Consider the following 13,389-nt stretch of genomic DNA (forward strand, 5'->3'; position numbering starts at 1 on the left):
CCTGCATTTAGCAGGGTTTTTTTAAAACAATAGAAAAGAGTATTAGTTTTTCTCTTTGTCTACGATCTTGTTCGCTTGAATCCATGGCATCATCGCACGTAACTTATTACCAGTTACCTCAATACCGTGTGCAGCATTTTGACGGCGACGAGCTGTCATAGATGGGTAGTTCAACGCACCTTCTTGAATGAACATCTTCGCGTATTCACCAGATTGAATACGTTTTAATGCATTACGCATTGCTTCACGAGATTGCTCGTTAATTACTTCAGGACCAGTTACGTATTCACCGTACTCAGCGTTGTTAGAAACTGAGTAGTTCATGTCAGCGATACCGCCTTCGAACATCAAGTCAACGATTAACTTAAGTTCGTGTAAGCATTCGAAATAAGCCATTTCTGGTGCATAACCAGCTTCAACCAAAGTTTCGTAGCCCATTTTAACAAGTTCAACTGCACCACCACAAAGAACTGCTTGCTCACCGAATAAGTCAGTTTCAGTTTCTTCACGGAATGAAGTTTCGATAATACCTGTACGCCCACCACCTACGCCAGAAGCGTAAGAAAGCGCAACGTTACGTGCATTACCAGAAGCATCTTGGTGAATTGCAATTAGGTCAGGAACACCTGAACCACGTTGGAATTCTGAACGTACTGTGTGACCAGGAGCTTTAGGCGCAACCATGATTACGTCTAAGTCTTTACGTGGAACAACTTGGTTATATAGAACAGAGAAACCATGAGCAAATGCTAAAGTCGCGCCTTCTTTGATGTTTGGCTCAATCACGTCACGGTAAAGTTGTGATTGGAATTCATCTGGAGTCAAAATCATTACGAGGTCAGCTTGCTTAACTGCTGCTGGAACTTCAGCAACTTTAAGACCAGCATTTTCAGCTTTCTTCCAAGAAGCTGAATCTGCACGTAAACCTACAGTTACGTCTACGCCTGAGTCTTTAAGGTTAAGTGCATGTGCATGACCTTGAGAACCGTAACCAATAATCGCTACTTTCTTGCCTTGGATGATTGATAAGTCACAGTCTTTATCGTAAAAAATTTGCATTTGTGTTCTCCGCTAAAATACTTTTTAAAAAATTAAATGGCTAAAACTTTTTCGCCACGGGCGATACCAGATACCCCTGAACGAACGACTTCTAGAATGGTGTTTTCTGCAAGTGCATCGATAAAACCATCTAATTTTTCAGTTGTCCCTGCTATTTGAATGGTATAGGTCGTTGGTGTCACATCTACGATTTGCGCACGGAAAATATCCGCAGTGCGCTTAATTTCGGCACGTGAAGCTCCTAATGCTTTTACTTTAATTAGCATGAGTTCACGTTCGATGTGTGCACCTTCTGATAAATCAACTACTTTTACCACCTCAACAAGTTTGTTGAGCTGTTTCGTAATTTGTTCGATTTTATGGTCATCGCCATAAGTCGTTAAAGTCAGACGTGATAATGTCGGATCTTCGGTTGGTGCAACATTAAGTGTTTCAATGTTATATCCACGTTGGCTAAATAAACCAACAAGGCGAGAAAGCGCACCAGCTTCGTTTTCAACGAGTACAGAAATAATATGTCTCATTATGTACGCTCCCCTTTACCTAACCACATGTCCTTCATAGACTGACCCGCAATCAACATTGGATAAACGTGTTCCGTGCGGTCAACCATAACGTTGATAAATACGCATTTATCATTAATTGCCATTGCTTCTGCAAGCTTCGACTCAAGTTCATCGGCATGATCAATTTGAATGCCTACATGACCATAAGCTTCCATTAACTTGGCAAAGTCAGGTAATGATTCAACATAAGAGCTTGAATGACGACCTTCATAGTTCATATCTTGCCATTGCTTAACCATACCTAATGCACGGTTATTCAAGCACAAGATTTTTACATTCAAGCCATATTGTTTACAGGTTGAAAGTTCCTGAATACACATCTGAATTGAAGCTTCACCCGTAATACAAACAACTTGCTGATCTGGGAAAGCCAGCTTCGCAGCCATTGCATAAGGTAAACCAACACCCATGGTGCCAAGACCACCAGAGTTGATCCATTGGCGAGGACGTTTGTACTTATAATAAAGTGCACCAAACATCTGATGTTGACCAACGTCAGAAGTAATGATGGCATCACCATTGGTCACTTTATATAAAGCTTCAACAACCTGCTGTGGCTTCATGGTGCCATCAGATAGGTTTTCATATTTCAAACCATGAACTTTGCGCCATTCATTAATTTGAGACCACCAAGCCTCAATTGCTTCAGGATTTGGTTTAGACACATTTAACTGTTTTAACTGTGCCAACATTTCTTGAAGAACAGGCTCTACTGCACCAACGATAGGAATATGCGCCATAATCGTTTTTGAAATGGTCGCAGGATCGATATCGACATGAATCACTTTTGAATTCGGGCAGAACTTGGCAGGGTTATTTGTTACGCGGTCATCAAAACGCGCACCAATTGCCAAAATTACGTCTGCATTGTGCATTGCCATGTTGGCTTCATATGTACCATGCATACCCAGCATGCCAATAAACTGAGGGTCATCACCCGGGAATCCGCCTAACCCCATAAGTGTGTTAGTTACCGGATAACCAAGACGATGCGCAAGTTCAGTTAATAAAGCAGAAGCATTCCCTTGAACGACACCACCACCTGTATAGATAACAGGACGTTTTGCAGTAAGTAATTCATCAATTGCTTTACGAATTTGACCAGAGTGGCCACGTGAAGGCGGTTGATATGAACGCATCTTCACTTTTTCAGGATATTCGTATGCAAACTTTTCTGCAGGATTCGTCGCATCTTTAGGAATATCGACTACAACCGGACCAGGGCGCCCACTTGAAGCGATATAGAATGCTTTTTTAATAATTGCAGGGATTTCACTCGCGTGACGGACCTGAAAGCTGTGTTTCACGATAGGACGTGAAATACCAACCATGTCAGTTTCTTGGAAAGCGTCTTCACCAATAAGATGTGATGCAACCTGGCCAGACAAAATCACCATTGGGATTGAGTCCATATAAGCTGTTGCAATTGGAGTTACTGTATTGGTTGCGCCTGGGCCAGAAGTGACCAGTACTACGCCAGTCTTACCTGTAGCACGCGAGTATGCATCTGCCATATGACCAGCAGCTTGCTCATGGCGCACGAGGTAATGATTGATTTTGTCTTGTTGAAATAGCGCATCATAAATATGTAATACAGCGCCGCCTGGATAACCAAAAACATGTTCAACGCCTTCGTCCGCAAGAGCACGAACGAGCATTTCACCACCAGATAAAAGTTCCAACGTGATTCACCCTAAAATTTTTATCACTATTTATGGAAGGCACAAATAGTGTTTCATTCATTGAATTGTCTGCACTGTTATAGCACACATATTGTCTAGTTTTCGTCGCAATAGAAAAATTTCTGTTTTCAGCCGTATAAGCTGTTTTAACATTAATAAAGCATGTCTGGATATACATACTTTAGTAAAATCAATCTCTCGGCTAGAGAGAATGTCTATTACAAAACATGATATTTATTCGAAGGGTGATCGAGTAAATACATATAAAACTAGAGAAAGCATTTTTGTTGTTTCTATATACAAAGTCAAGAATAAAGAAATGGTTTTTCCATAAAATTTTTTAGCTGCTGTTTTTTTAAGCTAATATTGAGCCGAATATTTGTTCATTCCCTCTCCATTTTTATTAAAAAATCACTCTTTTTTATATAAAACCCTGCATTCTAAATTGCTTATTTTTGAACTTTATTTAAATATAGTCAGTATTTTTTGGGGAACATCTAATATGAATTTATCTTATTTAAAAACAAGCCTGTATACAGCAGCGGCAACAGCAATTTTAGTTTGCTCAACTCAAAGTCAGGCAGAGCAATATTATAAATGGGTAGACCAAAGTGGCTCGACACATTACACCACCACACCACCGCCTAAAGGCGCGAAACATTTGAACAAAGTTTCGACTTATGGCACTCAGCCATCTGTAAAAAATTCGACACCAAGCCCTGAACAACCGGCTCAAGATAAAACAGATAAGGCTGTACCAGCAGCACCTAATGCCGTGCAGGAAAAAACTGCACCCGCAGCAGCAGTTCCACCTGCGCCACCTGCCCCATCCGCTTCAGCACCACGATAAGTAAAATGAGAGTGGTGAATACTTTCACCACTCTTCTTGGATTTAAAATAAAGAAGAATGGGTTGGGAAATTTTTATAGCTCATATTAAAAGATAAAATCGTGATCTAAAAACTGACATTTTCCTGTATTTTGCGCTATGCTGTGCAGCAATCTTTCATTTCAATTTTCGTTGTATAGCTTACGTCTATGACTATTTCTCACATTGACCCAGAATATCAAGCAAACACGATTGAACCATCCGTCCAACAAGATTGGGAAAATCGTAAAGTCTTTAAAGTTGCCGACACTGTCGAAGGTAAACATCGTTACATCCTGTCAATGTTCCCTTACCCAAGTGGCAAACTGCACATGGGTCATGTGCGTAACTATACAATTGGCGACGTAATTAGCCGTTTCTACCGTTTAAAAGGCGAAACCGTATTACAACCTATGGGTTGGGATGCGTTTGGTTTACCTGCGGAAAACGCTGCAATTGCCCATAAAGTTGCTCCGGCAAAATGGACATTTGAAAACATCGCTTATATGCGTGACCAATTAAAAAAATTAGGTCTATCTGTAGATTGGGACCGTGAATTTGCAACTTGTACACCAGAGTACTATCACTGGGAACAATGGTTGTTCGTTCAACTTTATAAAAAAGGTTTGATCTACCGTAAACTTTCAACAGTGAACTGGGATCCAGTTGACCAAACAGTTTTGGCGAATGAACAAGTTGAAAACGGCCGTGGTTGGCGTTCTGGTGCATTGGTTGAAAAACGCGATATTCCAATGTACTACTTCCGTATTACGGACTATGCACAAGAATTATTAGACGACCTAGACACTTTACAAGATGGCTGGCCTCAACAAGTGTTGACCATGCAACGTAACTGGATTGGTCGCTCTACTGGTATGGAAATTACTTTCCCATCTGCCAATACCGAAATTTATGCTGACGGCTTAACTGTTTATACAACACGTGCTGACACGCTTATGGGCGTGACATATGTTGCTGTTGCAGCAGAACACCCTCTTGCGCTTAAAGCTGCTGAAAATAACCCTGAATTGGCTGCATTTATTGAAGAATGCCGCATGGGTTCAGTTGCAGAAGCTGACTTGGCAACAGCCGAGAAAAAAGGCATGGCAACAGGCTTGTTTGTAAAACACCCTGTAACTGGTGAAGACCTTCCTGTCTGGATCGCAAACTACGTATTAATGTCTTACGGTTCTGGCGCAGTGATGGCTGTACCAGCACATGACGAACGTGACTTTGAATTTGCTAACAAATTCAACTTGCCAATTAAGCAAGTGATTGATGCCAAAGGCGCTGACGATGCAGATTACTCTGCAACTGAGTGGCAAGAATGGTACGGTTCTAAAGAAGGTAAACTTGTTAACTCTGGCGAGTTTGACGGTTTAGAATTCCAAGCTGCGTTTGACGCATTCCTTGCGAAATTAGAACCACAAGGTTTAGCAAACTCTAAAGTTCAATTCCGTTTACGTGACTGGGGTGTTTCTCGTCAACGTTACTGGGGTTGTCCAATTCCAATGATTAACTGTGATACTTGTGGTCAAGTCACAGTTCCAGAAGACCAACTTCCGGTTGTATTACCAACTGACGTTGTTCCAGATGGTTCAGGTAACCCGCTTAATAAAATGCCTGAATTCTATGAAACGAAATGTCCTTGCTGTGGTGGCGATGCACGCCGTGAAACAGATACATTGGATACATTCGTAGAGTCATCTTGGTACTACGCACGCTATGCGTCTCCAGACTTCACTGGCGGTATGGTTAAACCTGAAGCAGCTCAAAACTGGCTTCCTGTAAACCAATATATTGGTGGTGTTGAACACGCGATTCTTCACTTACTTTATGCACGTTTCTTCCACAAATTAATGCGTGATGAAGGCGTTGTACAAGGTAATGAACCATTTACTAACTTGTTAACTCAAGGCATGGTGCTTGCAGATACATTCTATCGTGAAGCAGAAAATGGTAAGAAAACTTGGTTCAACCCTGCTGACATCGAATTAGAACGTGATGAGAAAGGTCGCATCATTTCTGCAAAATATTCAGGTGACGGTCAAGAAGTGATTATCGGCGGACAAGAAAAAATGTCTAAGTCGAAAAATAACGGTATTGACCCACAAGCCATTATTGATCAATACGGCGCAGATACAGCACGTGTATTTATGATGTTTGCTGCTCCACCAGATCAATCTTTGGAATGGTCTGACGCAGGTGTTGAAGGTGCTAACCGTTTCTTGAAACGTGTATGGCGTCTTGTAGCAAGCTTCCTTGAAAAAGGAAACGCTGCAACTGCAATCGATACAGCAAACTTGTCTAAAGATGCTCAAGATTTACGTCGTAAGACTCACGAAACGATTCAAAAAGTAAGTGATGATATTGAACGTCGTCATGCATTCAACACTGCAATTGCTGCATTGATGGAATTGTTAAACGCAAGCAACAAGTTTGAAGCTAAAGATGACAATGACATTGCTGTAGAACGTGAAGCAATCACCACATTGTTAACTTTACTTGCGCCATTTGCACCGCATTTAAGCCAAACTTTATTGGCTCAGTTTGGTACGGACTTAACAGCAGCGATCTTCCCTGAAGTTGATGCTTCTGCGTTAACACGTAATACCCAAACGATTGTTGTACAAGTAAATGGTAAACTTCGCGGTAAACTTGAAGTTTCTGTTGATATTTCTAAAGATGAATTATTAGCTCAAGCTAAAGCATTATCAGAAGTGCAACAGTTCTTAACAGGACCAACCAAAAAAGAAATTGTGGTTCCAAACAAATTGGTTAACCTCGTGGTTTAATTACAGGTATTAATGAGAGGATCAAGCATGCACTTAGCCCAACGTTTAGCCGCTGTTGTTTTAACCTTAGGCCTTAGTGCAGGCTTAGTCGGGTGTGGTTTCCATTTAAAAGGAACTAACCCGACTGCGACTCCACTTGTTTATAAAAAGTTAAGCCTTGAGTTACCGGCAAAAACCGATGACCTAGAAACACAATTAAAAGTGTATTTAGCTGCAAATGGCGTTCAGTTCAGCAATGACAATGATGCGTATGTTCTTCATGTTTTAGAGTACACACCGCGTCGTCAACTTCTAAATGGTAAGCTTACAGAAGTGTTATTACGCTTGACTGTGACTTTCCAAATTGAAGACCGTCAAGGTAATAAAATTACCGAGCCGCGTACTTTAACTGCATCTCGTAGTTATCAATACGACTTAGCAACGGTTAACACTGAGAACCAGCAAGAAGGTTACTTACAACGTATTGTGATTGATGACATTGCACAGCAAATTACTCGTCAAATTTCAGCAAACCGCTTACCAAAAGCTCAACCATAAGATTTATTTGTTCTTAAGTAATGAAACTTGACTATTTACAAGCCCTTAAACGCATTCCGGAAGCTCGGGGTGCGTGGATTCTGCATGGACAGGAACCATTACTTGAACAAAACTTATTAGATACTTTCCGCAAAAGCTGGCAGCAACAAGACATTGAAAGACAGCGCTATGATATTAGTAGCGTGAGTGACTGGAAAAATGTTTTTAATGCACTGAACAGCTTGTCTTTATTTTCGCAGCAACTTGCGATTGAAGTTCATGGCAATATCAAGCCCGATGCAAATGGTCTAAAACAGCTTAAAAGCTATATTCAACATAATGAAACTAACCTACTATTAATTGTTTTACCTAAACAAGACAGTAGCAGTTTAAAGTCTGCTTTTTTCCAAGTTGTCGAAGCAAACGGCGTTGTTGTTGCTTTGACTGCCAACTATCCGCAAGACCGTCAAAGAATTTTAACTGCTGAAGCAGAGAAGCTCGAAATTCAACTCGACAATGACGCTTGGCAGTGGCTCATGCAGCATCACGAGCACAATTTACTCGCCGCTAAAAATAGCTTGATGCGTGTACGAGATACTTTCCCAGACCAAAAGTTGATTCAAATTGAACAGCTATATGCATGTCTACAAGATCAGTCCCGTTACACCACTTACGACTTAAGCGATGCTTTATTAGAAGGTAATCTCGCGCAGTCGATTAAGATTTTCCAGTATTTAATTGGTTCTGGTGAACCTGAAAGCCTAATTTTATGGACATTAAGTAAAGAAATGCGTTTACTCATGCAGTTGTTCGAACAACCGCATAATGCATTGCAGCTCGGTATTTGGAAAACAAAAGTTAGCTTATATCAGCAAGCGTTAAGAAGACTCAATCCACAGCAGTTTTTAGGCTGGTCTACTCTACTCTTGCAAATCGATGCGGCAATTAAAGGCATGTCTAATGAAAATGCCGAACATTTGATGCAACAGGCAATTGCCGAGTTGTGTGGGAAAACATTATTTATACAATAGAGCAGTCAAATCCTTTGCCTGCTTGATTGAAATATCATAAAAATTCACGTTTTATCCTCAATTGACTCTTATACTAATTAAAATTTTAGACTTTCTGACCTCTCGCCATGCCAAAAATAAAGCCAATTAAACTCGTTATTATTGTCGTCTGTATAGCCGTTATTGCTGTATTAGCTTGGAAGTTTTTAAAGCCTAAACAACAGCAACCTCAATATATTACAGCTGAGGTAACTCGCGGAGATATTGAGAATAATGTACTTGCAACCGGTACGCTTGATGCAACCAAACTGATTAGTGTCGGTGCTCAGGTATCTGGTCAGGTTAAAAAGATGTATGTACAGCTTGGCGATCAGGTCAAACAAGGTCAACTCATTGCACAAATTGACTCGACTACCCAAGAGAACAGTTTGAAAACATCCGATGCCAATATTAAAAACTTAGAAGCACAGCGCCTTCAACAAGTGGCATCTTTAAATGAAAAACAACTTGAGTATCGTCGTCAGCAACAAATGTATGCTCAAGATGCAACACCTCGTGCAGATTTAGAGTCAGCTGAAGCTGCTTATAAAACTGCTCAGGCACAAGTTAAAGCATTAGATGCACAAATTGAGTCTGCAAAAGTTACGCGTTCAACAGCACAAACAAATATTGGCTATACACGTATTGTTGCACCAACTGATGGTACGGTTGTTGCGATTGTGACTGAAGAAGGTCAAACCGTAAACGCGAACCAAAGTGCTCCTACAATCGTTAAAATTGCAAAACTGCAAAATATGACGATTAAAGCGCAGGTGAGTGAAGCCGATATTATGCGAGTAGAAAAAGGCCAACAGGTCTACTTCACTACTCTAGGCGATGACAGCAAGCGTTATGCGACATTACGCCAGATTGAGCCAGCTCCAGATTCAATTTCGAGTGAATCAAACAGTACAACAAGTTCAACTAGCAGTTCAGCTGTTTACTACAATGCTTTATTTGACGTTCCAAATACAGATGGCAAATTGCGTATTGATATGACTGCTCAAGTTTATATCGTATTAGATTCAGCAAAAAATGCCTTATTGGTTCCATCTTCTGCTTTAAGTAGTAAACAATTTTCTGGTCAAAGAAAACCTGGTCAGTCAGCTGACAAAGCAAGCTCTACACCAAGAGCAGAGCGAAAACATGAAGGTAATGGTGCTCGTTTAGAACGCTTAAATTTAACTCCTGAACAAAAACAACTTATTGAACAAGGCAAAGCAACGCTGAGTGTCGTTCGTATTTTACAAGCAGATGGTACGACTAAACCAACGCAAATTTTGGTGGGTATTAACAACCGTGTAAACGCACAAGTACTTGCCGGATTAAAACAAGGTGACCAAGTTGTGATTGCTGATAGTTCAGAAAACTCTGCAGCTTCTGCAAATAGTGGTAATAACCGTCGCCGTAGCGGTCCAATGGGAATGTAAGCATGACAAAACAAGCTTTGCTTGAAGTCAGCAATCTGGTCCGGGAATTCCCTGCTGGCGAAAGCACGATTCAAATTTTAAAAGGCATTGACCTTACTATTTATGAAGGTGAACTGGTTGCCATTGTCGGCCAGTCCGGCTCTGGTAAATCAACGCTCATGAATATTTTGGGCTGTCTGGACCGCCCAACAAGTGGGAGTTATAAGGTTAATGGTCAAGAAACCGGTAAGCTAGAACCCGACCAGTTAGCGCAGTTACGCCGCGAATATTTTGGTTTTATTTTCCAGCGTTATCATTTACTCGGTGACTTATCTGCCGAAGGTAACGTTGAAGTTCCAGCTGTTTATGCAGGTGTTACTCCTTCGGATCGTAAACAACGTGCAACTGCCCTACTCACTGAATTAGGTTTAGGCACTAAAACTCAAAACCGACCGAGCCAACTTTCCGGTGGTCAACAGCAACGTGTTTCGATTGCCCGCGCCTTAATGAATGGCGGCGATGTAATCTTAGCCGACGAACCAACAGGTGCACTCGACTCACATAGTGGTGTTGAGGTTATGCGAATTTTGCGTGAACTCAATGCGGCTGGCCACACCATTATTTTGGTTACACACGATATGCAAGTTGCAAAAAATGCAACGCGTATTATCGAAATTAGTGATGGCGAAATTATTAGTGACCGTCCTAATGTTCCAGACCAATCTACCGAAGAAGTTAAAACTGACCCAGATGCAGCCCCTGCTCTACAAAATAAGCAGAAAAAAGGCAAAAGTATTTCAGCTTGGCGTTCAACTTTAGACCGCTTATCTGAAGCGTTCCAAATGGCTTTACTGTCCATGAATGCCCACCGTATGCGTACCTTTTTAACCATGCTAGGCATCATTATTGGTATTGCATCTGTCGTAACGGTGGTAGCGCTGGGTAATGGTTCACAAAAGCAGATTTTGGAAAATATTAGTGGCCTCGGTACTAACACAATTACGGTATTCCAAGGTCGTGGTTTTGGTGACAACTCCAAAACAGCCAATTTTAAAACGCTGGTGCCTGCCGATGCCGACGCATTAATGACGCAGCCTTATGTGAGTGCGGTCAGTCCAATGGTCAGCACATCCAAGACTATGCGTTATCAACAAAATGAAGCGAATGCGACCATTAATGGTGTAAGTAACGACTTCTTTGACGTAAAGGGACTTGTCTTTAAAGACGGTCAAACCTTTGACCAGCGTAGTGTGCGAGATCGTTCGCAAGATGTAGTCATTGATACCAATACTCAAAAACAGTTCTTTAGTGATGGCACCAACCCAATTGGGCAAGTGGTATTACTGGGTAGTGTGCCGGCTCGTATTATCGGGATTGTAGAGCCTCAAACTAGCGGTATGGGTTCAGATGACACACTCAATGTGTATATGCCTTATACCACGGTCATGAGCCGGATGTTAGGGCAAGCCCATGTCCGTAATATTGTCGTACGTATTAACGATAAATACTCGACCAGCGCCGCTGAAAACGCGATTGTTAACTTATTAACACAGCGCCACGGTGCCCAAGATATTTTCACCATGAACAGTGACAGTATTCGTCAAACCATTGAGAAAACCACAAGTACTATGACCCTCTTAGTATCAGCAATTGCTGTAATTTCTCTGGTAGTTGGTGGTATCGGTGTAATGAATATTATGTTGGTTTCGGTGACTGAACGTACTCAAGAAATTGGGGTGCGTATGGCTGTCGGCGCTCGACAAAGTGATATTTTGCAGCAGTTCCTAATCGAAGCAATTTTAGTGTGTTTAATTGGTGGTGTACTCGGCGTATTACTTTCGCTCGGCCTAGGACAGCTCATTAACAAAGTGGCCGCAGGTAATTTTGCAGTGGCATATTCGATGACCTCTATTGTGGCTGCATTTGTTTGCTCAACATTAATTGGTGTCGTATTCGGTTTCTTGCCTGCCAAAAATGCCGCAAAACTCGACCCTGTTGCAGCACTATCACGAGAATAAGGAAAATTGCATGTCTTTTTCAATGACTAAACTTAGCGCAGCACTTCTCCTCACCAGTTCTCTTGTGGGATGTGCAGCGATGGTTAAAACACCTTACCAAGCCCCTTCTGTACAGGTTCCGGGTAGCTTTCAGTACGACAACCCAACTAAAACGAAAACTGTATCAGTTGCACAATACTCTGACCGTTGGTGGACGCTTTTTAACGATGCACAGCTCAACCAACTCGTAAACAACGTATTAGAACGTAATAGTGATTTAGCTGTTGCAGGGATCACCTTAAAGCAAGCTCGCCTGAAAGCTGATTTAACGGCAAATCAACAAGGCTTGCGTACCAGTTCAAATGTTTCTACAGGTCATAATTTCGATTTAAATTCAGGCGATGATAGTGCTAAAGGACTATCCTTAAGTGCAGGCGTAAGTTATGAACTTGATTTGTTTGGCAAGCTTGCTCGTCAAACTGAAGCAAGTAAATGGGAAGCTTTAGCGACTGAACAAGACTTACAGTCTACAGGGCAAAGTCTAATTGCCACTACAGCGAAACTCTACTGGCAACTGGGCTACTTAAATGAACGTTATGCAACTGCACAGCAAAGCTTAGCCACTTCACAAAAGCTTTATCAGTTAGTTCAAACTCAGTATAAAGCAGGTGCAGTTTCAGGCTTAGACCTTACGCAAGCCGAGCAGTCTGTTCAAAGCCAAAAAGCAAGTTTAAGCCAAATTGAACAACAGCTTGTTGAAACGCGTACAGCCATTGCCGTGTTATTGCATGAACCTGTACAGCAACTCAACATCCAAGAGCCACAGCGTTTACCACGTACAGCACTGCCTGCTATTGGTGCGGGTTTACCAGCGGATATTTTGTCACGTCGCCCAGACTTGCAAGCAGCCGAGCTTCGCTTGAGAAAAGCCCTAGCAACCAAAGATGAGACTAAAGCAAGCTACTATCCGTCAATTAGCTTAACCAGTAGTTTAGGTTCAAGCAGTACATCATTAACGGAGTTATTACGTAACCCTGCCCTCACGCTTGGGGCGAGTTTGAGCCTACCGTTTTTACAATATAACGATATGAAAAAAGATATCGCGATTAGCAACCTTGATTATGAAAAAGCGATTATTCAATATCGCCAAACGCTTTATCAGGCTTTTGCTGATGTAGAAAACGCGTTATCAAGCCGCACAGAACTCGACAAACAAGTAGAGCTGCAACAACGTAATGTTGAACTTGCAGAAAAAACCGAACGTTTAACCGAAGTCCGCTACCGTTATGGCGCTGTTGCATTAAAAACACTTCTTGATGCTCAGCAAACTACACGTACTGCGCGCTTGAGCCTTGTTGAAACCAAACAAAGCCAATACAACGCTTATGTCACCCTTATGCAGGCATTAGGTGGTTCACCTGTAAAAGAACTGCCGCAATAACTTGCGCC

10 protein-coding genes are annotated in these 13,389 nt (G+C 41.7%); 7 read left to right on the plus strand and 3 right to left on the minus strand.

Features of this window, described 5'->3' with window-relative positions; all coding sequences use genetic code 11:
- Positions 1 to 42 precede the first annotated feature (42 nt).
- The 3 genes from ilvC to ACG59Z_RS04550 are packed head-to-tail and all read right to left on the minus strand — an operon-like array spanning position 43 to position 3,307.
- Positions 43 to 1,059: a ketol-acid reductoisomerase gene (ilvC, locus tag ACG59Z_RS04540; RefSeq protein ID WP_263612923.1), complete on the minus strand. Its 1,017-nt coding sequence runs from the start codon at positions 1,057 to 1,059 to the stop codon at positions 43 to 45.
- Positions 1,060 to 1,091: 32 nt separating this feature from the next.
- Positions 1,092 to 1,583, minus strand: coding sequence for an acetolactate synthase small subunit (ilvN, locus tag ACG59Z_RS04545; RefSeq protein ID WP_170247650.1), 492 nt, complete (start codon positions 1,581 to 1,583; stop codon positions 1,092 to 1,094).
- On the minus strand, positions 1,583 to 3,307 hold the full coding sequence (locus ACG59Z_RS04550) for an acetolactate synthase 3 large subunit (protein ID WP_263612922.1): 1,725 nt from the start codon (positions 3,305 to 3,307) through the stop codon (positions 1,583 to 1,585). The genes ilvN and ACG59Z_RS04550 overlap by 1 nt, the downstream gene beginning before the upstream one ends.
- Positions 3,308 to 3,809: 502 nt before the next feature.
- On the opposite strand from ACG59Z_RS04550, the gene ACG59Z_RS04555 reads away from it, so the two are divergent.
- From ACG59Z_RS04555 to ACG59Z_RS04585, 7 genes are all read left to right on the plus strand, one after another.
- Positions 3,810 to 4,157, plus strand: a complete 348-nt coding sequence (locus ACG59Z_RS04555; RefSeq protein ID WP_400198074.1) for a DUF4124 domain-containing protein — start codon at positions 3,810 to 3,812, stop codon at positions 4,155 to 4,157.
- Positions 4,158 to 4,344: 187 nt separating this feature from the next.
- The gene (gene leuS / locus ACG59Z_RS04560; RefSeq protein ID WP_400198076.1) at positions 4,345 to 6,969 is read left to right on the plus strand and encodes a leucine--tRNA ligase; all 2,625 of its coding nucleotides are present in this window, start codon (positions 4,345 to 4,347) and stop codon (positions 6,967 to 6,969) included.
- A 27-nt stretch (positions 6,970 to 6,996) separates the two neighbouring features.
- On the plus strand, positions 6,997 to 7,506 hold the full coding sequence (gene lptE / locus ACG59Z_RS04565) for an LPS assembly lipoprotein LptE (protein WP_134262251.1): 510 nt from the start codon (positions 6,997 to 6,999) through the stop codon (positions 7,504 to 7,506).
- Positions 7,507 to 7,526: 20 nt separating this feature from the next.
- Positions 7,527 to 8,516, plus strand: coding sequence for a DNA polymerase III subunit delta (gene holA / locus ACG59Z_RS04570; RefSeq protein ID WP_019458091.1), 990 nt, complete (start codon positions 7,527 to 7,529; stop codon positions 8,514 to 8,516).
- A 107-nt stretch (positions 8,517 to 8,623) separates the two neighbouring features.
- Complete coding sequence (locus ACG59Z_RS04575; RefSeq protein ID WP_311069577.1) at positions 8,624 to 9,964, plus strand: MacA family efflux pump subunit; 1,341 nt, start codon at positions 8,624 to 8,626, stop codon at positions 9,962 to 9,964.
- Between the two features lie 2 nt (positions 9,965 to 9,966).
- Positions 9,967 to 11,961, plus strand: coding sequence for a MacB family efflux pump subunit (locus ACG59Z_RS04580; RefSeq protein ID WP_400198078.1), 1,995 nt, complete (start codon positions 9,967 to 9,969; stop codon positions 11,959 to 11,961).
- A 22-nt stretch (positions 11,962 to 11,983) separates the two neighbouring features.
- Positions 11,984 to 13,381 carry an efflux transporter outer membrane subunit gene (locus ACG59Z_RS04585; protein WP_400198320.1) on the plus strand — a complete coding sequence of 466 codons (1,398 nt, stop codon included), beginning with the start codon at positions 11,984 to 11,986 and terminating at the stop codon, positions 13,379 to 13,381.
- The last annotated feature ends 8 nt before the right edge of the window (positions 13,382 to 13,389 follow it).

It is taken from the genome of Acinetobacter sp. ABJ_C1_1, from assembly GCF_044684115.1.
Lineage (GTDB): Bacteria > Pseudomonadota > Gammaproteobacteria > Pseudomonadales > Moraxellaceae > Acinetobacter > Acinetobacter nosocomialis_A.

Coding starts and splice junctions, on each gene's coding strand:
- holA (WP_019458091.1), top strand. CDS start 7,527: ATGAAACTTGACTATTTACAAGCCCTTAAACGCATTCCGGAAGCTCGG.
- ACG59Z_RS04575 (WP_311069577.1), top strand. CDS start 8,624: ATGCCAAAAATAAAGCCAATTAAACTCGTTATTATTGTCGTCTGTATA.
- ACG59Z_RS04580 (WP_400198078.1), top strand. CDS start 9,967: ATGACAAAACAAGCTTTGCTTGAAGTCAGCAATCTGGTCCGGGAATTC.
- leuS (WP_400198076.1), top strand. CDS start 4,345: ATGACTATTTCTCACATTGACCCAGAATATCAAGCAAACACGATTGAA.
- lptE (WP_134262251.1), top strand. CDS start 6,997: ATGCACTTAGCCCAACGTTTAGCCGCTGTTGTTTTAACCTTAGGCCTT.
- ACG59Z_RS04585 (WP_400198320.1), top strand. CDS start 11,984: ATGACTAAACTTAGCGCAGCACTTCTCCTCACCAGTTCTCTTGTGGGA.
- ilvN (WP_170247650.1), bottom strand. CDS start 1,583: ATGAGACATATTATTTCTGTACTCGTTGAAAACGAAGCTGGTGCGCTT.
- ACG59Z_RS04555 (WP_400198074.1), top strand. CDS start 3,810: ATGAATTTATCTTATTTAAAAACAAGCCTGTATACAGCAGCGGCAACA.
- ilvC (WP_263612923.1), bottom strand. CDS start 1,059: ATGCAAATTTTTTACGATAAAGACTGTGACTTATCAATCATCCAAGGC.